Raw genomic sequence first — 19,753 nt, forward strand, 5'->3', positions numbered from 1 at the left:
GAACCGGGCGGCACTTTCGTATCGCCCGCTCTCGCCGCCTGACATGATCAAGCGCTTTTCTTTCGGTATTGCTTCGGCACTGCTGCTCGCCGCTTGCGATATTGCGAGCAGCGATCCGCGCTCCGAAGCGGATGCGGCGATCGCGGCCAATGACCTGCGCTCGGCGCGGATTCACCTTATCGCCGCGCTCCAGGATGCTCCGCAAGACACGGCCCTGCGCCTTCGGCTAGCGGAAGTGCTGGTCGATATGGGCAACGGCGAAGGGGCGCGCGGAGCGCTCGAAGAACTTTCCATTGCCGATCGGGAATCGTTCGAAGCTGCGGGTATCATGGCTCATGCGCTGCTGCTGACCGGCCAGACCGCTAAGGCGCTTGGAACAGCGCAGACTGTAAGTGAGCTTTCGCCGCGCGCTGCGTGGGTGGAAATCGGCGTTCTTCTGTCGGAAGGAGACACCGAAACCGCTTACGAAACCGCCGATGCCGCTATTGAGCGGTTTGCGCAGGATGCGCGGCTGCTTTCGCTGCGCGGTGAAATGGCCCTTGGCAGAGGCCGGATCGCATCGGCCCGCGAATTTGCAGCCCGCGCCTCAGCTTCCGATCCAGATAGCCTGCACGCCTTGCTCTTGAGCGGCAGGCTCGACCTGCTTGACGAAGACCGTGCGGCCGCGCGTGATCATTTCGCCGATGCGGCGCGGGCGCACCCGACCGTGATCGGGCCGATGCTTTACCTTGCCGCGACCGAGGCGGATCTCGGCAACCGCGATGCAGCGAAGGCCGCACTTTCCAATCTGAACACACTTGCGCCCGGCCATCCCGTCGGGACATTCCTGCGAGCCAAGTTCGCATTTCACGACAGCGACCTGGAAACCGCGCACACCCTAATGCAGACCGTCGAGGCCGATTTGCGTGATATGAGCCAGGCTTCGCTGCTGCTCGGCGAAATCGCCTATCTGCGCGGCAACCAGAAGACCGCAATCGGTCATTTGCGCCGGTTTCTCGATGCGAACCCCGGACATCTGCACGCTTCGCTGGTGCTAGCTCAGGCATACCTCGCCGAGGGTGACGCGAACGCTGCGTGGAAAGCGATCGAAGGCCCGGCGCAGCGCGCGGCAGCATCGCCGCAATTGCTTGATCTTGCCGTCAGGCTGTCACGCTCGCGCGGCGACGCCGAACGATTTGCCGCGCGCATGCCCGAACTGGCGCAGGCCAGCGATGCGCATGAAAAGCTGACAGCAGCGGACCGAGCCATCGCAAACGAAGACTGGGCCAACGCGGCTTCGATCTACCGCGAGCTCGCCAGCAACGGCTTTTCGAATAATGCGCTCGTTCTGAACAATGCCGCCTGGGCGGAGCTCAATTCGGGCAAGCCTGCCGATGCCCTCCGGCTGGCCCGCTCGGCGTATTCGCTGACACCGGACGACCCGCAGGTGCAGGACACGCTTGGCTGGATGCTGCTCGAGGCGGGAGGCGACAAGAGCGAGGCGCTTCGCCTGACCAGCAGCGCGCTCAAGGCGCGGCCCACAGATTTCACCATCCGCTGGCACCACGCTCACGCGCTGGCCGCCAATGGCCGCAAGGCCGAGGCCCGGCGCATCGCCGCGGCGCTGCGGCCATTCGGCGGCGAAGAGCAGGCCGCGCGGATAGACGCCTTGCTCGAACGGCTTTGACAGCGTCCGCGTGGGCCGCTGCGGCCTGATCTTTTCACAAACAAATCCTTTCCCTCGCTGGCCGCTTGCTCCGAATTCCCGGCAAAGCGGCATTGGCAAATGCCGCGGATCGAAGAGGGTGGACATGATCGACAAGCTGCGGACTGATTTTGGGTCCTTTCCCGCTATCCTGCGCGAGCACGCTGGTCGCGCATCCCGACCAGATTGCCCTGATCGACGACACGCGCGACTGCGCATGGGCGGAATTGATCGGACTGGTCGAGCGGCTCGCGGCGCGCATGATCGAGACCGGGTTGGAGCGCGGTCAGTCTGTCGCGATCCTCGGCACATCGTCGATCAATTACGCGCTCGTATTCCTCGCCGCTATCCGCGCAGGCGGCGTCGCCGCGCCGCTGACAACCAGCGCCTCACCGGACCAACTTGCCGGCATGGCGCGGGATTCGGGCGCACGGCTCCTGTTCATCGATAGGGCCAAGGCCGAGGAACTGGGCGCCGATTTCATGGCCGACCTCACTCGCGTGCCGCTGGAGGATATCGAGACATGGATGGCGCCGCCGGGAAGCACCGCTGCGCCCTTCGATCCAAAGCCAGGCGATCCGTTCAACATCATTTATTCGAGCGGCACGACCGGCATTCCCAAGGGGATCGTCCATTCGCACCAGATGCGCTGGCGGCAGTTTGCCTCGACCGCGCTGTCTTATCTCGAAGCGGGCCTGCCGGTGCGCTCGCTCGCCTCGACGCCGCTCTATTCGAACACCACGATGGTGGCATTCCTCGCGCCGCTCTTTGCCGGAGGGACGGTGCGGATCATGGGCAAGTTCGACTGCGCCAAGTGGCTAGAATACGCGCAGCGCGACCGCACCACCGTGACGATGCTGGTTCCGGTGCAGTACCAGCGCCTGATGGACTTTACCGATTTCGACGATTTCGACCTGTCCTCGCTGGCGATGAAGTACTGCACTTCCGCGCCGTTCTCACCCGAGCTCAAACGCCAAGTGCTGGACCGGATGCCGGGAGGGCTGGTCGAGATATACTCGATGACCGAAGGCGGCGTCGTGTGCCTGCTTCAGGCGGACCAGTTCCGGGACAAGCTGCACACCGTCGGCAGGCCGGCGCCGGGCAGCGTGATGAAAGTGGTGGACGATGACGACCGCGAAGTGCCGCCGGGCACTCCGGGCAATCTGATCGGGCGCAGCGAGACGATGATGTCCGGCTACAAGAACCGCCCGGAAAAGACCGAAGAAGCGCAGTGGCGGGATCCTGCGACCGGCGAGGTCTGGATGCGCATGGGCGATATCGGGCGGGTCGACGAAGACGGTTTCGTCGAACTGGTCGGGCGCGCAAAAGACATGATTATTTCGGGCGGGTTCAACATCTACCCCAGCGACCTCGAAGCCGAATTGGAAAAAGAGCCGGACGTGGCAGAAGCCGCTGTCGTCGGCATTGCCTCCAGGCAATGGGGCGAGACGCCGGTCGGCTTCGCGGTGCTGAAGGACGGCGCGCGCAGCTGCGAGGAGATTTGCGGCGCGGTCAATGCCCGGCTGGGCAAGACCCAGCGATTGTCGGCGCTGTACCCGATCGATGAAATGCCGCGCAGCCATATCGGCAAATTGCTCAAGACACAGCTTCGCGACTTGGCGGAACAGCTCGCGCCCTGAGGCTATTCGCTGGCTGCGGCTATGTCATCGATCCACGCGGCTGATGTCAGAGACTTAAAACTCAAATCGCGCCGCCTTGCCAACAGAGATACCGGCACAAAGACGCTAGAGGATTGGCTCCAAGAAGCATAATGCCGGGAGTGCCTACCCGTGTAATCACTCCCGGCAATGCTTGTTTGTCCGCCGGAGGTTTCCGGCGGCAGGCGGCTCAAACGATCAGCGTGTTGAACGAGATCGTGCTGAGGCCAATCGCGATAAGCAGCGCGAAGGTCTTCTCAGTGAACATGCTCATGTTTCTACTCCTGGTATCGCCTCTTGAGAGGCTCACCGGCTGCGGGATGGCGCCGGTCTTGCGCTTATAAATACGAAGTGAAGAGCAATATTGTTACCCCGATGCGCACAGTGATTACCGTTCAGTCTGATCGGGGAAGGCGATTGAAGTGCGGTGCGAGACGTCCGAAGTTGCGCGCAAAAGTGGAGACGCGGCCACCGGTTCAGGGGGAGAGAATGGGTGGCCGCGTCTCGCTCGCTGCTGGATCGCCAGATGGTTCGACACTCTCGGCGGCAAGGTCCTGTGGCGCGCTCATCCGGGCGCGCAGACCTTGCAGCTTCGTGTCCCGTAAGCAACCGAAGCGTAGGGGGAGTACGCTTGTTTCGCTGAATGTGCTGGACAGGTCCTGGAAGATACCTGTCCGCGTTCAGCGTCCGGTTGCTTGCTGGCGACAAGCAGACTGCACCGGGAGGGACCGAGATCGAACCCGTAGCGGTGCAATTTGCAGCGGGAGCAGGGAGGAGAGAGATGCCTGATTGCCCGTTGCAAGGAGCTAAATGATGTTCGATTGCATGAAACTCAAATGCGAAAATGCGCAAGTTCAGTGCAAAATATGCAACATCTGCCGTGCCGCGGCGTCAGACCGCCTCTGGCTCCCGGATCGCGCATGAAAAAAGGGCCGCCGGAACGATCCTGCGGCCCTTTTTGGTGTTTACGGACACCCCGGTAAGGGCGTCTGATCAGTTTGCCGCGACTTCGCGTCCGCTGCGTGCGCGGGCGGCGACTACGCGCTCCACCTGGGCGAGAGCTTCGGCGCGCGCATTGGCAACGCAGCTGTCATCGACAATATCGCGGCCATAGCCGTAGCGCGAATTGGCCTCGATGGTGCAGGCTTTTTCGACCTGCGCATCGATGCGCTGCCGGAGAGCGGCGCGGCCTTCGGTGGTGGCAAGGTCGACGTCGGCGAACGCGATGCGCACGTCGACGATCTTCTCGCCTGCCGGTGCAGCAGCCGAAACCGGTGCCGCGACAGCCGCGAGAGCGAGGATTGGGAGAGAGAAACGCATTGATGATACTCCGATGGAAGAGGGTTCGTGATGCCGCTGGCCGGCATTCGGTTGTTCTTTGAAACTCTGGTGCATTGCACAAGACAATGTTGCAAATGCGAAGTCCGCATCGAAGGTTCCCGGTTTCGCAATAATTTTTCCAGGTTTTTCATGGGATGCACTCTTGCTGCACTGCAATATCTGTCGATAGGTGGCGGGCTGACGTTACGGCATGCTGGACAGGGCCGAGCGCGCTGACGTAACGCGGCGCAATGGACGCAGAGCATCTCCCCGATTCCATCCTTATCGTCGATTTCGGCAGCCAGGTTACGCAGTTGATCGCCCGCCGCGTGCGCGAAGCAGGGGTCTATTCCGAAATCGCGCCGTTCACCGTGGCCGAGGATGCCTTCAAGCGAATGCAGCCGAAGGGGATCATCCTTTCCGGATCGCCCGCCAGCGTCCCGGACGACGGATCGCCGCGCGCGCCCCAGAGCTTTTTCGAGGCGGGCGTCCCGATCCTGGGCATTTGCTATGGCCAGCAAGTCATGAGCCAGCAACTCGGCGGCGAAGTGCGCCCGGGCCACGAAACAGGTGAAGGTGGCGAATTCGTACCGCGCGTACCTCACCGTGACCAAGGATTGCGCGCTGTTTGACGGCCTCTGGAAAAAGGGCGAGCGCCACCAGGTCTGGATGAGCCACGGCGACAAGGTCACGCAGTTTGCACCCGGTTTTGAAATTGTTGCCACCAGCGATGGCGCGCCTTTCGCAGTGATCGCCGATGAGGCACGCAAATTCTACGGCACCCAGTTCCACCCCGAAGTCGTCCACACGCCCGATGGCGGCAAGCTGCTCGCCAACTTCGTGCGCCACGTCTGCGGACTGGCTGGCGACTGGACCATGGCCGAGTTTCGCAAGACCAAGATCGAGGAAATCCGCGACCAGGTCGGCGAAGGAAAGGTGATTTGCGGGTTGTCGGGCGGGGTCGATTCCGCCGTCGCAGCCGTCCTCATCCACGAAGCGGTCGGTGACCAGCTCACCTGCGTCTATGTCGATCACGGCCTGATGCGGCTCAACGAAACCGAGCAGGTCGTTTCGCTGTTCCGCGACCACTACAACATCCCGCTGGTCGCGGTGGATGCCGAACAGGCGTTCCTCGATGGCCTTGCCGGGGTCACCGATCCTGAAAAGAAGCGCAAGTTCATCGGCGGGGCGTTCATCGACCTGTTCGAGAAAGAGGCAAAGGCGGTCGGCGGCGCGGATTTCCTTGCTCAGGGCACGCTCTATCCCGATGTCATCGAAAGCGTTTCCTTCACCGGCGGGCCGAGCGTCACGATCAAGAGCCACCACAATGTCGGCGGCCTGCCCGAGCGCATGAACATGGAGCTGGTCGAACCCTTGCGGGAGCTGTTCAAGGACGAGGTCCGCGATCTGGGTCGTGAGCTTGGCCTGCCAGAGGCCTTTGTCGGCCGTCACCCCTTCCCCGGACCCGGCCTCGCAATCCGGATTCCCGGCGAAGTTACCAAGGAGCGCTGCGACATCCTGCGCAAGGCCGACGCGATCTATCTCGAGGAAATCCGCAATGCGGGTCTTTACGATGCAATCTGGCAAGCCTTCGCCGTGCTGTTGCCGGTCAAGACCGTTGGCGTGATGGGCGATAGCCGCACCTATGACAGCGTCTGCGGCCTGCGCGCCGTGACCAGCACCGACGGGATGACGGCGGATGTCTATCCCTTCGACGCGGCCTTCCTGACCCAATGCGCGACCCGCATCGTCAACGAAGTGCAGGGCATCAACCGGGTGGTTTACGACTACACATCGAAACCGCCCGGCACGATCGAGTGGGAGTAGGCAGGTCTGTTCCTCTCTGCCCCCACTCGAAACGGGGAACACCCACCGCAGCGGTTCGTAGAATTAAGCATGGTGGGTTATCGAGAGAGGAAGACCTAATGAACCGCAACATCCTATTGCTTGGCGCCGCAGCGATCACCCTGACCGGCTGCGAGACGCTGCAGGAAGCCTATACCGAGACGATCTCTTCGACCTACACTGCGGACCTTTCGGGCGCGAACGAAGTGCATGACGGCGATCCCGACGGATCGGGCACGGCGGAGATCAGCTTTGCCGATGAACTCACCCGAGTGTGTTGGGATCTCAACGACCTCGAAGGGCTGGGGCCGATCACCGGGGCGCATATTCACAAAGGTGCGGCCGGAACCGATGGACCGGTCGTGCTCGCGCTGGCGCAGGCCACCGAAGGCGGCTGGCGCGGTTGCAGCAGCGACACATCATGGGTGCAGCAAGCCTTCGATGACGGGCTCGCCAACTATTACGTCAATGTGCACACCGCGGAATTTCCGGCGGGCGCTATCCGGGGCCAGCTGAAGCAATAGCGGGGCGGCTGCGGAACGGGAGAGGTTTGATGCAACGCATCGCGGTTGCCTGCACTGCTTTGCTTCTCATGGCCGGATGTGCGCCCCTTGCAGGCGCAGTTACGTCCGCCTCTGTGGCAAATATTGCCGCAGCACCTGACTGCTCGCAAGCGCCTCCAATCGGCCTGTTCGATCCCGCTCGTGATCTGCTCGTGGCGAATTACGACAGCAAGCCTGATGTCGACGATCTCCAGGCGGTCGCCGGGCTGGGATCGGTGCTCAAGCATCCCGATTTTGCCTGCGTCGATTTTGTCGCCACTGCCGGCGCCTATGGGACACAATCGGGAAAATTCCTGCCCGCAGCCGAGCTGTTCACCCTCGCGTTCGGCAATCGCTGGCTCGATGCGCATCGCCGCCGCGATGAAACCGTGGCGAAGCTGTCGGACCGCATGCGTGATACGATTGCGGCAGGCGGCAAGGTCTGGGTTGCAGAGGCGGGACAATCGGATGTCACGGCGGCAGCGGTCAGGAATTTGCCCGAGGCCATGTGGACCGCTGTGAACGTGGTCCAGCACAGTTACTGGAACGAGAGCCAAACGAGCGCGGATGCCATCCAGCTGGTCGTCTACAATACGCGGTATCACCGGGTTCAAGATGGCAATTTTTCCGGCAACGGATCACCCGCTTTCAACACGAAAGATGGTTCGCACTGGCAGACGCTGCTGTCCGACCCCCGCATCGGCCCCGTCTGGCGCGAGGCGAAGCGGCTTTCCGACCTGCACAATCCGGTCGCTGACTACGTGAACCCGGCCGTTGCCGAGGGCGGGCTCGATTTCTCCGACACGGTCGAGATCGCCTATATTTTCGGTTTCGGCGACATGGAGGGTGTGGGTGATTTCGTGGACCGTTTTGCGCAGGGCGATTGAACCGCTCCATGCAACTCGACCTCGGCTCCGATCCCCGCACCGATATCCTGCGCCGGATGCAGGCTGCCCTGATCGAGCGGTTCGGGCGCATCGTCCGCCCACCTGAAAAGCGCCGCGATCCGGTATGGGTGATGGTCCACGGCGTGATTGGCGCGCAGACGAAGACAGCGGCTTCCAATGCTTCGGCAGATGCGCTGCTCGCCGACTACGGATCATGGGAAGCGGTGGCGGCAGCTCCGATTGAAGAGCTTGAAACGCGGCTTCAGCGGCAGACCTTTCCATCCGTCGCCGCCAAGCGGCTCAAGGACTGCCTGAATGCCATCATCGCCGAGCGGGGCAGCGTGGACCTGCGCCATCTCTCCAATCTCGAAACCGCCGAGGCGATGGCGTGGCTGGAGACGCTTCCGGGTATCGCGCGCAAGAACTCTTCCGGTGTGATGAATGCGAGCAGCTTCAACCGCCGCGCGATGGTGATCGACGGGCATCACCGGCGGATCATGCAGCGTATGGGGATCGTACCTGCCAAGGCCGACACCGCGAAGACCTATGACGCGCTGATGCCGATCGTACCCGAAGACTGGTCCGCCGTGGATATGGACGAGCACCACCTGCTGCTGAAGAAACTCGGCCAGACATATTGCCGCCCGCGCAAGGCTGAATGCAAGGAGTGCCCGGTGCGCGCGGACTGCAAGACGGGAACCGCATCGCCGATCTAGACGCTGTCACTGCATGCTCAGCGAAACACAGGTCGAAGAGGTCTATCGACGCCTGTCGGCGGCGATGCCGGGGCGGACGCGAAACGCCAAAGGGCCAAAGGGCCAGCCCGATGCCTTTCGGTCCTGCATTTCCTGCATGCTCTCAGCGCAATCGCTCGATCGCAACACGGCGGCGGCGACCAAGGCGCTGTTTGCGCTCGCGACGACGCCCCATCAGATGCTCGCGCTGGAGGACGAAGCCATTGCGCAGGCGATCAAGCCGTGCGGGCTCTACAACAACAAGACGCGCAACATCCGCAAATTCTGCGCCGCGCTGATCGAGGATCACGGCGGCACGGTGCCAAGCACGCGGGAAGGGTTGATGAGCCTACCCGGCATAGGCCGCAAATGCGCCGACATCGTGCTGAGCTTCACTTTCGGCAAAGAGACCATCGCGGTCGACACGCATGTGCACCGTGTGTGCAACCGGATCGGGCTGACCGAGGCAAAGACGGCTCGAAAAAACCGCGCAGCAGCTTGAAGAGCGTAGCCCCGATTGGGCGATGCGCGACGGCCATTTCTGGCTGATCCAGTTCGGCAAGCGCGTTTGCCGCGCGCGCCTGCCCAAATGCGAAATCTGCGTCGTTAGCGAGTTGTGCGAGACGGGACCGATCGAGCGAAGTTGAGCCTATTCAGCCGGCTGACGAGCCGCCTTGCGCTGTTCGTGACTCACTGCGCCGAGCGCTCGCTCGCTTACTGGCGTAAGGCCACTGCGAGCGGGCAGAGTGTCCGGAGTCTTTACATCCCAGGCAAGGCCCATCCATCGCAGCAGCCGCACAAACTCCCAGCCGAGGTCGATCTGCCCTTTATATAGGCCGTGGCGCGCCGATGCGGGGAAAGCGTGATGATTGGAATGCCAGCTCTCGCCCATGGTCGGGATGGCGAGCCAGCCGATATTGTAACCCTGAACCGCCGCGTCATCGACAACCCAGTCCTGCGGACCATGGCGATGCGCGTGATGCGCGATGTACCAGTGCATGGTAAAGCAAACCGCGACGCGGACTACGACGCCCCAGACAACCCATGACCAGCCGCCCAGCCAATAGAGGACGAGTGCAACCGGTATCTGGTGCAGCATCCAGGTCTTTTGCAGGAACTGATAGAAGCGATCATCGCCAATGCCCGGGCCGGGATCGAACTGCGGCGGCTTGTCGAAAATCAGTCTGAAATTGAGATAATAGAATCCATCCGCGATCGCGCCTTTGCCGTGGCGCAAGAACCAGTGGCAATCCTTTTGCCGCTGCGCCCAGTGGCGTATGTCGTGCAGGCCCACAGTCCAGATCGGACCGCCCATGCCCACGAGAACGCCGACATAGATCATCGCCCGTTCCAGCCATTTGGGGCAATCGAAGCTGCGATGGATCAGCCGCCTGTGAAACCCGACCGAATGGCCGACGCACAGGGTCGCGCCCGAGAGGAACAGGAAGATGGCAACCCCGCTCCAACTGAAAAACATCGGGCCGAGTATCAGTGCGCCGATGATAAAGCCCATATTCCAGATCGACCGCGCTGGATCCCATACCAGCCTGCCCGATGAAGCATCCGCGGTGCCAAGGCCCCCAAGAGAATTGACCTTGTAGGCACCCGCATCGGCTTCTCCGCGGACCTTGCTCATACCGCGTCATCCTCGTCTTCGCGCGTCAGCTTGCGTTCGGCTGCCAGAGCGCGCGCCTCTGGGCAGAACGGAGTGAGAAACGAATACATCGCATTGGCCAGATTGTCGGCGGCAATGGAATAAATGACCTCCTGCCCGCGTTTTTGTCGGTGCAGCAGGCCCGCATCGTGCAGCATCGCGATGTGTTTGGAGATAGAGGGCATCGCCATGTCGAACTTCGACGCGATCTCGCCAACCGTCATCGGCCCACCGGCCAGATGATTGAGAATACGCCTGCGCGGTGTAGAGGCGAGGGCTTTGAATGCCTTTTCCATAGATACTTTCCTAAATAGGAAAATATCTAAATACAAGCGTCAATTGCTGGTGCCCTTTCCGCTGCGTCATGGTTGCGGCGGGGTGCGAATTTCGACAGGCTCCGAATCGACGACGAGAAATCAACCGGGAGAGATCTATGAAAACCGCCATCACCGAAATGTTCGGCATCCAGCACCCCATCATCCAGGGCGGAATGCACTATGTCGGCTTTGCCGAGATGGCGGCGGCGGTTTCCAATGCGGGCGGGCTGGGCATCATCACCGGCCTGACCCAGGGCACACCGGAAAAGCTCGCCAATGAGATCGCGCGTTGTCACGACATGACGGACAAGCCGTTTGGCGTGAACCTCACCATCCTGCCGACGCTCACTCCGCCCGATTATCCGGGGCTGCTCAAGGCGGTGATCGATGGCGGTGTGAAAGTGGTAGAGACCGCCGGACGCAATCCGGTAGAGCTGCTCCCGCCGCTCAAGGATGCCGGGATCAAGGTAATCCACAAATGCACCAGCGTGCGGCACTCGTTGAAAGCGCAGGACATTGGCTGCGATGCCGTGTCGGTCGACGGCTTCGAATGCGGCGGGCATCCGGGCGAGGACGACATCCCGAACTTTATCCTGCTGCCGCGGGCCGCCGATGAACTCGAGATTCCGTTCGTCTCTTCGGGCGGTATGGCCGATGGTCGCAGCCTCGTCGCCAGCCTCGCCATGGGCGCCGAGGGCATGAACATGGGCACCCGCTTCATTGCGACCAAGGAAGCGCCAGTGCACGACAACGTAAAGAAAGCGATCGTCGAGGCCTCCGAACTCGACACCCGGCTGGTCATGCGTCCGCTCAGGAATACCGAACGCGCGCTGCATAACGAAGCCGTCGACCGCCTGCTCGAAAAGGAAAAGGAACTGGGCGATGCGATCACGATCCAGGATATCCTTCCGGAGGTCGCGGGCGTCTATCCCTCGATCATGATGGAAGGCGAAATGGACAAGGGTGCGTGGAGCTGCGGCATGGTTGCAGGGCTCATCAACGACGTGCCGACCTGCAAGGAGCTGATCGACGGGATCATGAGCCAGGCCGACGAAATCCTCGCCCGGATGAACTCCATGTCGAAAGGTTAACGCGCTTCTCCCGTTCGGCGGACGGGCGGCACTGCGCGTTTGTACGTAGCCACCCGACAAACTCCCTTTAGATGTCGTCCACTTAGCTTGCTGAAATCCGGGCAGTCTCACTCATGTGAATGCTGCGCGGTTGGATGGGGTCATAAATTGGACAGCGTTACTGGTCACGCGCGCGTGACCGGCGGAGGGAATTATATATGATTGAGAATTTTACGCTCGAAATGTGGCTGGTGCTCATTGCGGCATCGAGCATTGCAAGCTGTCTTTCGGGTGAAATGTACGGAGCATGGCGGGTGCGAAAGCGGCTTGACACCGAACGGGCCGAAATGCACGCGGCAAGGGCGTTGCAAGCCCTCCAGCAGGGAAGCGTCGGCCCTGCGATCCCGAACATCATGAGCCGGGTTGCCTTCTCGGACAACCAGCGTCCTCTTGCGTCGCAAACGCCCCGGATGGCTCCGCGTGTACCGCGGGCACCGCGCGAGACATTCGAACACATGCCGAGCCTTGCCGACGTGCGCGGTGAGGCCGAGGACATCCGGAAAAGCGGGAGGGTGTGGGATGCTCGTGCAAGCGCGCTGCCTGCCGGTACCAGAGAAAATGCCCGTGCGGATGCCGTTTCCGGCGCGTGTGCTTGCGCGCGCGTCAACGAGCGCATGAGCATCGACGATCCGGTCGCCTCGCAGGTGCTGCATCACTACCAGAAATCGATCCGCATGCTCGATGCCTATGCGGCGCTGCAATCACGCGGCGCAGGATCGCCTGCATGCGGTCATGATGCCTCGCAGCCCACCGCCGAACCGGCGATGACGGCCTGATCGGCAAGGACCGGTACCGGCCAGGTCCGGCGAGCTTTCCTGAGAGCTTGTCGGACCTGCCGAGTTCAGCCGTTGTCTTCGGTTTGCTCGGCCCGGGTATAGGGCACGAAATCCTCGAAGAAGACCGCCCCGGTGAAGAAGCCCGCAACGCGGTCAGCCGTCGTCACGATATCGAGCTTGCACAGCTGGCTTGCGTTGAATTGGCGGGAGACCAGGATGTCATCGCGGTCGATGTCTTCCGGGTTCTTCGTGCGCTGCACATAGATCGCACGGTACCGCTGCCATAAACATAGGCCGTGTCATCGATCACGCGCAGACGGTTGTTGAGCCGGGTGCGAATGCATCGCTGGGGTTCGCCCGCAACGCGCCCTTCGAGCATTTCAGCGAGCTTTTTCTCGCCCTCGCTCAGTTCCTCGCTAGCTTCGGTCTCGTCCTGCTGTTCATCGGCGAGCGCCGGCTGACTGGCGACAAGCGCGAGAGCGGCGGCAGCGCCGAGGCCGAGGAAGCCGGGTGCGGCGGAGTGCTTGGAAAATATGCGCGGGCGGGTCATGGCATTCTCCTTTGGTTTGACCCACGGAGATACACCATAACACGCCTGAATGCACCCTGACCGGCGAGCTGGCGTTGGCAGCAGACTAGCGGTGGCCGGGATCTGCGCCTTCGGAAATGTCGGGCAACGCCGATTGATCCGCGCCATCGGCGGGGCCGCCCTTCAGCACGAACCGGCGATCGCAATAGCCGCAATCGACATAGCCGTGCTCGTCGATTTCGAGATAGATGCGCGGATGGCCGAGCGCAGCGGGGCGATAATCCTTGCCGCCGCGAATGGCGCTGGCGCCGTCGCAGCTCACGCTCTTGGTATCGACGAGGATCACTTCTGGTGGCGGTTGTATCATGGCCTCCGCGAATAGGCGCGCGCGCTGCCAAATTCAATTGCTGTTTGCGCTAGATCACCTCCCATCCTAGGGCGGCATCCATGTCAACGCCGCCCGCCATCCGCATCGAAAATCTCGTGAAACGCTACGCCGCCCCAAAAGGTGCGAAGGGCGAAGATGCGAAAGGCAAGCTGGCCCTGAACGGGGTGAGCTTCGACGTGCCGCAGGGCTCGATCTTCGGCCTGCTCGGACCCAATGGTGCCGGCAAGTCGACGCTGATCAATATCCTGGCCGGGCTGGTCAACAAGACCAGCGGATCGGCGGAGATATGGGGCTTCGATATCGATAATGCGCGGCGCAATGCCAGCCGCGCGATCGGGATCGTCCCGCAGGAAATCGTGTTCGACCCGTTCTTCACGCCTTACGAAGTGCTGGAGAACCAAGGCGGATTTTACGGCATTGCGGGCATGGATCGGCGCAGCGAGGAATTGCTAGCCGCCGTGCGCCTTGCCGACAAACGCGATGCCTATGCCCGCACGCTGTCAGGCGGGATGAAGCGCCGCCTTCTGGTGGCCAAGGCAATGGTGCATTCACCGCCGATCCTCGTCCTCGACGAACCGACAGCAGGCGTCGATGTCGAGCTGCGCCGCCAGCTGTGGGAACTCGTCACCGAAATGAACCGCGAGGGCGTGACCGTCGTGCTCACCACGCACTATCTCGAAGAGGCCGAGGAATTGTGCGACCGCATCGCCATCATCAATCACGGTGAACTCATCACGAACAAGCCAACGCGCGAATTGATAGAGATGGCGCGCGAAAAGATCGTGCGTGTCGAAACCGATGCCGACATTGCTTCTGCTCCCGAGCACGAGGCGTTCACAAAGGTCGAGATGCTCGATACCCGCGCGCTCGAAGTGACCTATGACAAGGACAAGTTGAGTGCCGGTCAGGTGCTCGCAATCCTTCAGGAAAAGGGCCTGACGGTCGAAGACGTCACGACGCGCGAGGCGGATCTGGAGGACGTCTTCGTCCAGCTCACCGGGACGGGCAGCTAAAGCGGGAGAGATGCGATGCGGGCAGCGCTGGCGGTTTTGGCGATTGCAGGCCTTGCAGGCTGCGACATGCCCGCGAGCCCCGAGCCATCAGCGCTGCTGCCGGGCGACATTCCGCGCGCCGAGCAGCCCGCTGACTGCCCTTCCGAAGGCGCGGCGCTGCAAGTTCTCGGCAGCGGCGGTCCGATTGCCGAGGCAGACCGGGCGGGCACGTCCTACCTGCTGTGGATCGATGGCGAGCCAAGGCTGCTGATCGACGCAGGCGCGGGCAGCTTCCTGCGCTACGCAGAGGCGGGCGCAAAACTGCAAAGCCTCGATGCGATCCTGCTCACACACCTGCATGCCGATCACGCGGGCGACCTTGCGGGCATTCTCAATTCCGGCGGATTTGAAGGGCGCAGCGAGCCGCTCGCCGTGGTCGGTCCCGATGCCGCGCCGCGCTTTCCTACGACCAGTGAATTCCTCGCAAGGTTGCTGTCCAAGGATGGCGGCGCGTTCGCCTATAATGGCGGTTATCTCGACGGAAGCGAGAACAAGCCGCTGATCGAGGCGCGCGATATCGTCACTGCCGAAGGCGCAGGCGGGCCGGTCGGCCTCGATGTATCGGACGACTTTTCGATCATGGCCCACCCGGTCAATCACGGCGTGGTCCCCGCGCTCGGCTACGAAATCGAGGTCGGCGGGAAAGCGGTGGTCATCACCGGCGATCAAAGCGCGGCGAGCGAACGGTTCGTGACCGACCTGACAGACAGCAAGCCTGCACTCCTGTTCGCGCATCACGTCATCAATGGCGAGCAGGGCCAGCCGCGCGGGCTGCACCGGACGCCTGCCGAGATCGGCGACCTGGCAGGCGCGCTTCAGCCCGAGCGGCTGGTCCTCACGCACAACATGCAGCGCTCGCTCAGCCGATTGGAGGAGGGTCTCGCTGCAATCGGTCAAAGCTATGCGGGCGCAGTCAGCATCGCCGCCGACCTCGATTGCTACGCGCTCTGACGAAATGCGGAGCGCAATGCCTGCCGCGCCCTAGTCGGTTTTCAACCGCTCGATATCTTGCCGCAGCTGGCTCTTGCGAAACCCCCTGCCCGATATCAGCCGCTTCCAGTCCGACAGGCGGTCTAAATGCTGCAATTGGCGGTGATAGTAATTGATGTATTCGAGTCCGGCGAGGGCTGCGGAAATGGTCGCAATCCAGCGATCCGCCGTCCCGGCCGCCACCCCGTCTACCGTCCATGCCGCAATTGCTGCGGCAATGGCCAAGGCGCTGGCGAGCGCCATCGGTTTGTCCAGCGCGGCGATAACTTCAATTGTCTTGTCCGGCGACGTGCCATGCTCGATCTGGTGCAGTTTCGCGCGCCAATAGATTGCCCCTATCGCGAGCAAGGCCATCATGGCCGCCATGGCGATGATCGATGCGGCGCTGATCCGATTATCGGCCAGAAACGCCATGAATGCCGGTAGAAGCACGACATTGCCCGCCTCCATCTTCCAATAGCCGGAGAGCCGGGCGATCAGGGCCTCTCGGTTCGATTGCGCATGCGGTTTTGCCATGAGACCCGCCTGACCGGCTATCGCGCCGGGTTCAAGCATTCTGTGCCAAGGAGAGTGCGTGCAACCGCGCAAGCATACGCAATTCACGCTCGGCGCTTGCCCGGTCCACTGTCTATCGGCATGACGCGCTGATGAAAAAAGCAGAATACGATTGTATCGTGATCGGCTCCGGTGCTGCCGGCCTCACTGCAGCGCTCGAGCTTGCTGAAACGAAGCGCGTGCTGGTGCTCGCCAAGGGTTCGCTGACCGGCGGATCGACCGCATGGGCGCAGGGCGGGATCGCTGCCGTGCTCGATGCGGGCGACACGTTCGACGATCACATTCGCGATACGATGGTTGCGGGCGCAGGCCTCAACGACCGCGAGACGGTCGAATTCGTGATCGAGCGCGCGCCTGCCAGTATCGACCGGTTGTGCGAGCTTGGCGCGCCGTTCAACCGCGATGAGGATGCGCTGCACCTCACCCGCGAGGGCGGCCATTCTCACCGCCGCATCGTGCACGTTGACGACGCAACCGGCTGGGCGGTGCAGGAAGCGTTGCTGAAAGCCGCCGACGCCAGCCCCAACATCACGATGCTTGCCGGGCGGACGTGCATCGATTTCATCACCGACCGCCACCGCGAGAAATTCTCCGCTGCGGGCCGGGTGTGGGGCGTCTACGCGCTCAACGAGGAAACCGGGCACGTCGAACGGCATATCGCGCGCGCGACTATACTGGCGGCAGGCGGCGCAGGGCGCGTCTACCAGTTCTCGACCGCGCCGCGCGGCGCGACAGGAGACGGGATCGCGATGGCGTGGCGCGCCGGATCGCGGGTCTCCAACATGGAGATGATGCAGTTCCACCCGACCTGCCTCTATAATCTGGAGGTCAAGAATTTCCTGATCACAGAGGCCGTGCGCGGCGAAGGCGGACATCTGCTTCACCCGGAAACGGGCCACAGGTTCATGGAAGATTACGACAAGGAGCGCATGGAGCTTGCCCCGCGCGATATCGTCGCGCGCGCTATCGATGATCAGATCAAGCGCTTTGGCCTCGACTACGTGCATCTCGATATCAGCCACCAGCCGGCGGAATTCGTGAAAGAGCACTTCCCGACCATTCACGAAAAACTCACCGGCCTCGGCATCGACATGACGAAAGAGCCGATCCCCGTCGTCCCGGCGCAGCATTATACCTGCGGCGGCGTGGTCGTGGACCTCGATGCGCGCACCGACCTGCCCGGCCTCTGGGCAGCGGGCGAGGTCACCGAAAGCGGCCTGCACGGCGCGAACCGGCTGGCGTCCAACAGCCTGCTGGAATGCTTCGTGTTCGGCGAAGCGGCGGCGGGCGATATTCTGCGCCAGTGGGACCGGCTCGAACAGCCGCCCGAAATTCTGCCCTGGGATGAAAGCCGCGTGACCGATTCCGATGAAGAGGTCGTCATCAAGCAGAACTGGACCGAGATACGCCGCTTCATGTGGAATTATGTCGGGATCGTGCGCACCACCAAGCGCATGGAGCGCGCCGCCAACCGGATCGATCTGCTCAGCCGCGAGGTCGAGGATTATTACGGAAGCTTCCGCGTCACCACCGATCTCATCGAACTGCGCAACCTGCTGCAAGCGGCAGAACTGATCGTGAAAAGCGCACTCGACCGGCACGAAAGCCGCGGCCTGCATTACACGCTGGACTACCCCGAGACGGCTGAGGCTGCGCGGGATACGGTGCTCGTGCCGTGAACGGGCCGATTGTCTACACTCCGTTCGACCTGGGACTAGGCTTTCCGATTGGCGACAAGCATGCAGTAGATACGGCAGGCAATTGCCTTGTTCAGTATGCCGATGAGCGAGCCGTTCTCATTTGGGAACTTGCAGGCGCGTCGATGCCGCTGATTGCAATCAAGTTCGACGAAGTGATGACTGTCCGCGTGCTCGATGAAACTTGGATGAGTGTGGAAACTGACTCAAGCCGATGGAGGGGTATAGACGGAAGCTTCGCGCGGACAGTTAATGGAGGCGAATATCCGACCCGAGTGGATTTGATGAACGAGATCGTAGGTCCGGTCGCTCACTATCAGTTTGTGACAATGAATGACTGCGTTGATGTGATTGCTCGCGACAAGCCGAAGGCGGAACTTATTGGTTGGGACGATGTCTCGGAGCAACGCTCGACATTCGGACCGGAGGACTAGCTCCTTTGTTCACCAATCATCTAGGCACGATCCGGCATTCCCTAAAACCATGATGCGCAGTAAAACCCCTTTCGTTGCGTTCGCTGCACTTGCAGTGACAGGCTGCAGCGGTGGTTCGCCAGATTACAGCGCTGCCATTTGCTTGGAAGACTTCGACAAGCGTCACGTCATGGAAATGGACTTTGTCGATACTTTCGAGCGCCACGGCTTCGAAGTTACGTCTTACAAGTATGGGGTTGGGAACCTAGCAAAGAAGGTTTGGGGGCCGACGATTGGCGTCTCATTCGATGCCGGGGGTACTTGGGAACCCGAACGACCAATGATGATAGTGAGCTGGCTCGACACGAATGGCGATCAGGACTCGATTGGTGAGTTCGAGGCCTTCTTTATCGAGAAATGGGGCGGGCTCCCGATTTCGCCAAAGGGATACGGGCACGATCTATGCGATCGGCATCGCGAAAATGAGCCATACAGCAGTGAGCAAGGTGGGTCGGGCTAACGCCCACGACATGTCATTCAGTTCAAGTGCCTGCAGAGATCTAGTCGCCGCCCTGACCTTCGCTTTTCCCGTCGCAGCAATCGCGCAGGACCCCCCACCCACCCAGAACCAGATCGTCGTCACCGCGCAGCGGTCCGGTGCGCCGATGTGGACGATCTATACCGATACCGGTGCGGTCATCCTCGTTGGCGAGATTCGTGCTGTGCCGGAAAGCACGCCGTGGCTGCCCGACCGGCTGGAGGAGGCGACTGGCGAGGCAAACCGGGTCATCATCCGTGCGCGTCCCAAGATCTCGCCGGGCGATATCTTCCGCCTGATATTTCGCGGCGGACGCTTCACCAAATTGCCGGATGACACCGTCGCGGCAGACTACCTCGATACCGCCCAGCGTCAGCGGCTTGCTGCGCTCGAGGCCCGATACGACAAGGATTATTCGCGCGGCAGTTTCCTGATGACCGCTTTCGACCTGCTCGCCCGCCGCCTCGATTTCGACGACGACACTGGCGACGATGCGACCGATATCGTGCGCGAAGCGGCGGAGGATGCCGACGTCACCATCGAACGAGCCGCAGCGTTTTCGCGGCGAAGACCTGCTCGACAATCTGGCGGAGGCCGAGCCAGCCTCGCACATCCCCTGCCTCGAAGCGGCGATGACCGCGACCGAGATCGGCCCTGAGCTGATCGAACAGAGAGGGCGCGACTGGCGCAGTCTCGACGTGCCCGCTGTCATGGCCAATCCGCTCGAAATCGCACTTGGCCGATGCTGGCCATGGGCCGATAACGAGCTGGGCGGAGAGATCAGGGGCATCTGGACCGACGCCATCGAAACCGCGTCAGCACAGGACGGGGTGACTGTCGCGGTGGTCCCCTTGCGGGTGCTCGCCGAAAAGGACGGCGTGCTCGATGCGCTGGAGGCGCGGGGCTTCGAAATTGGCGGGCCTGTGTGGCGCTGAAATTGCGCGCGCATTACGCCGGTCGAGGCCGGTAAGCAGTTTATCGGCATAACAAGCCGCTCAGGCGACATAAACGCCCCTCCGGCGATCCTGAATTGTAACTTTCTAA

General features: G+C 61.9%; 22 protein-coding genes and 1 pseudogene. 17 read left to right on the plus strand and 6 right to left on the minus strand.

From position 1 onward, the window contains the following. Positions 1–43: 43 nt before the first annotated feature. Together AC0L39_RS01315 and AC0L39_RS01320 are read left to right on the plus strand one after the other, a co-directional pair. Positions 44–1,666: a tetratricopeptide repeat protein gene (locus AC0L39_RS01315; protein ID WP_473260113.1), complete on the plus strand. Its 1,623-nt coding sequence runs from the start codon at positions 44–46 to the stop codon at positions 1,664–1,666. A 149-nt stretch (positions 1,667–1,815) separates the two neighbouring features. Beyond that, positions 1,816–3,324 carry a class I adenylate-forming enzyme family protein gene (locus AC0L39_RS01320; RefSeq protein WP_473260115.1) on the plus strand — a complete coding sequence of 503 codons (1,509 nt, stop codon included), beginning with the start codon at positions 1,816–1,818 and terminating at the stop codon, positions 3,322–3,324. 1,011 nt (positions 3,325–4,335) lie between these two features. Here AC0L39_RS01320 and AC0L39_RS01325 read toward each other — a convergent pair. Beyond that, positions 4,336–4,662: a UrcA family protein gene (locus AC0L39_RS01325; protein WP_473260117.1), complete on the minus strand. Its 327-nt coding sequence runs from the start codon at positions 4,660–4,662 to the stop codon at positions 4,336–4,338. A 251-nt stretch (positions 4,663–4,913) separates the two neighbouring features. Here AC0L39_RS01325 and guaA point away from each other — a divergent pair. From guaA to AC0L39_RS01355, 6 genes and pseudogenes are all read left to right on the plus strand, one after another. Beyond that, positions 4,914–6,489, plus strand: a pseudogene (guaA, locus tag AC0L39_RS01330) (glutamine-hydrolyzing GMP synthase). A gap of 98 nt (positions 6,490–6,587) precedes the next feature. Next, positions 6,588–7,031: a CHRD domain-containing protein gene (locus AC0L39_RS01335; protein WP_473260119.1), complete on the plus strand. Its 444-nt coding sequence runs from the start codon at positions 6,588–6,590 to the stop codon at positions 7,029–7,031. Between the two features lie 29 nt (positions 7,032–7,060). After that, positions 7,061–7,936, plus strand: a complete 876-nt coding sequence (locus AC0L39_RS01340) for a hypothetical protein (RefSeq protein ID WP_473260120.1) — start codon at positions 7,061–7,063, stop codon at positions 7,934–7,936. Positions 7,937–7,944: 8 nt separating this feature from the next. Beyond that, a complete protein-coding gene (locus AC0L39_RS01345; protein ID WP_473260121.1) occupies positions 7,945–8,652 on the plus strand; it encodes an endonuclease III domain-containing protein in 708 nt (235 codons plus the stop codon). Positions 8,653–8,665: 13 nt separating this feature from the next. Next, positions 8,666–9,172, plus strand: a complete 507-nt coding sequence (locus AC0L39_RS01350) for an endonuclease III domain-containing protein (protein ID WP_473260123.1) — start codon at positions 8,666–8,668, stop codon at positions 9,170–9,172. Between the two features lie 22 nt (positions 9,173–9,194). Beyond that, positions 9,195–9,317 (plus strand): hypothetical protein, encoded by a 123-nt coding sequence (locus AC0L39_RS01355; protein WP_473260124.1) that lies wholly within the window; start codon positions 9,195–9,197, stop codon positions 9,315–9,317. A 2-nt stretch (positions 9,318–9,319) separates the two neighbouring features. On the opposite strand, the gene AC0L39_RS01360 is transcribed toward AC0L39_RS01355, so the two are convergent. Both AC0L39_RS01360 and AC0L39_RS01365 read right to left on the minus strand, forming a co-directional pair. After that, positions 9,320–10,306, minus strand: a complete 987-nt coding sequence (locus tag AC0L39_RS01360; protein ID WP_473260126.1) for an acyl-CoA desaturase — start codon at positions 10,304–10,306, stop codon at positions 9,320–9,322. Further along, positions 10,303–10,620, minus strand: a complete 318-nt coding sequence (locus AC0L39_RS01365; RefSeq protein WP_473260128.1) for an ArsR/SmtB family transcription factor — start codon at positions 10,618–10,620, stop codon at positions 10,303–10,305. The genes AC0L39_RS01360 and AC0L39_RS01365 overlap by 4 nt, the downstream gene beginning before the upstream one ends. Before the next feature lie 137 nt (positions 10,621–10,757). Here AC0L39_RS01365 and AC0L39_RS01370 point away from each other — a divergent pair, with 137 nt between their 5' ends. Together AC0L39_RS01370 and AC0L39_RS01375 are read left to right on the plus strand one after the other, a co-directional pair. Then, on the plus strand, positions 10,758–11,732 hold the full coding sequence (locus AC0L39_RS01370; RefSeq protein WP_473260130.1) for an NAD(P)H-dependent flavin oxidoreductase: 975 nt from the start codon (positions 10,758–10,760) through the stop codon (positions 11,730–11,732). A gap of 197 nt (positions 11,733–11,929) precedes the next feature. Then, positions 11,930–12,547 carry a hypothetical protein gene (locus tag AC0L39_RS01375; protein ID WP_473260132.1) on the plus strand — a complete coding sequence of 206 codons (618 nt, stop codon included), beginning with the start codon at positions 11,930–11,932 and terminating at the stop codon, positions 12,545–12,547. Between the two features lie 163 nt (positions 12,548–12,710). Here AC0L39_RS01375 and AC0L39_RS01380 read toward each other — a convergent pair whose 3' ends face one another. Beyond that, the gene (locus AC0L39_RS01380) at positions 12,711–13,097 is read right to left on the minus strand and encodes a hypothetical protein (protein WP_473260134.1); all 387 of its coding nucleotides are present in this window, start codon (positions 13,095–13,097) and stop codon (positions 12,711–12,713) included. Positions 13,098–13,182: 85 nt separating this feature from the next. Beyond that, on the minus strand, positions 13,183–13,443 hold the full coding sequence (locus AC0L39_RS01385) for a zinc-finger domain-containing protein (RefSeq protein WP_473260136.1): 261 nt from the start codon (positions 13,441–13,443) through the stop codon (positions 13,183–13,185). An 80-nt stretch (positions 13,444–13,523) separates the two neighbouring features. On the opposite strand from AC0L39_RS01385, the gene AC0L39_RS01390 reads away from it, so the two are divergent. Then, on the plus strand, positions 13,524–14,477 hold the full coding sequence (locus AC0L39_RS01390) for an ABC transporter ATP-binding protein (RefSeq protein WP_473260138.1): 954 nt from the start codon (positions 13,524–13,526) through the stop codon (positions 14,475–14,477). 15 nt (positions 14,478–14,492) lie between these two features. After that, positions 14,493–15,467 (plus strand): MBL fold metallo-hydrolase, encoded by a 975-nt coding sequence (locus AC0L39_RS01395; protein ID WP_473260140.1) that lies wholly within the window; start codon positions 14,493–14,495, stop codon positions 15,465–15,467. Positions 15,468–15,497: 30 nt separating this feature from the next. On the opposite strand, the gene AC0L39_RS01400 is transcribed toward AC0L39_RS01395, so the two are convergent. Beyond that, the gene (locus AC0L39_RS01400) at positions 15,498–16,022 is read right to left on the minus strand and encodes a hypothetical protein (protein WP_473260142.1); all 525 of its coding nucleotides are present in this window, start codon (positions 16,020–16,022) and stop codon (positions 15,498–15,500) included. Positions 16,023–16,153: 131 nt separating this feature from the next. Here AC0L39_RS01400 and nadB point away from each other — a divergent pair, with 131 nt between their 5' ends. From nadB to AC0L39_RS01425, 5 genes are all read left to right on the plus strand, one after another. Beyond that, positions 16,154–17,740, plus strand: a complete 1,587-nt coding sequence (nadB, locus tag AC0L39_RS01405) for an L-aspartate oxidase (protein ID WP_473260144.1) — start codon at positions 16,154–16,156, stop codon at positions 17,738–17,740. Then, a complete protein-coding gene (locus AC0L39_RS01410; RefSeq protein ID WP_473260146.1) occupies positions 17,737–18,192 on the plus strand; it encodes a hypothetical protein in 456 nt (151 codons plus the stop codon). The genes nadB and AC0L39_RS01410 overlap by 4 nt, the downstream gene beginning before the upstream one ends. A gap of 142 nt (positions 18,193–18,334) precedes the next feature. Further along, positions 18,335–18,691, plus strand: coding sequence for a hypothetical protein (locus AC0L39_RS01415; RefSeq protein ID WP_473260148.1), 357 nt, complete (start codon positions 18,335–18,337; stop codon positions 18,689–18,691). A 10-nt stretch (positions 18,692–18,701) separates the two neighbouring features. Then, positions 18,702–19,367: a TraB/GumN family protein gene (locus AC0L39_RS01420; protein WP_473260150.1), complete on the plus strand. Its 666-nt coding sequence runs from the start codon at positions 18,702–18,704 to the stop codon at positions 19,365–19,367. Beyond that, on the plus strand, positions 19,321–19,644 hold the full coding sequence (locus tag AC0L39_RS01425) for a TraB/GumN family protein (protein WP_473262456.1): 324 nt from the start codon (positions 19,321–19,323) through the stop codon (positions 19,642–19,644). The genes AC0L39_RS01420 and AC0L39_RS01425 overlap by 47 nt, the downstream gene beginning before the upstream one ends. The last annotated feature ends 109 nt before the right edge of the window (positions 19,645–19,753 follow it).

It is taken from the genome of Erythrobacter sp. K21-9, assembly GCF_055808355.1.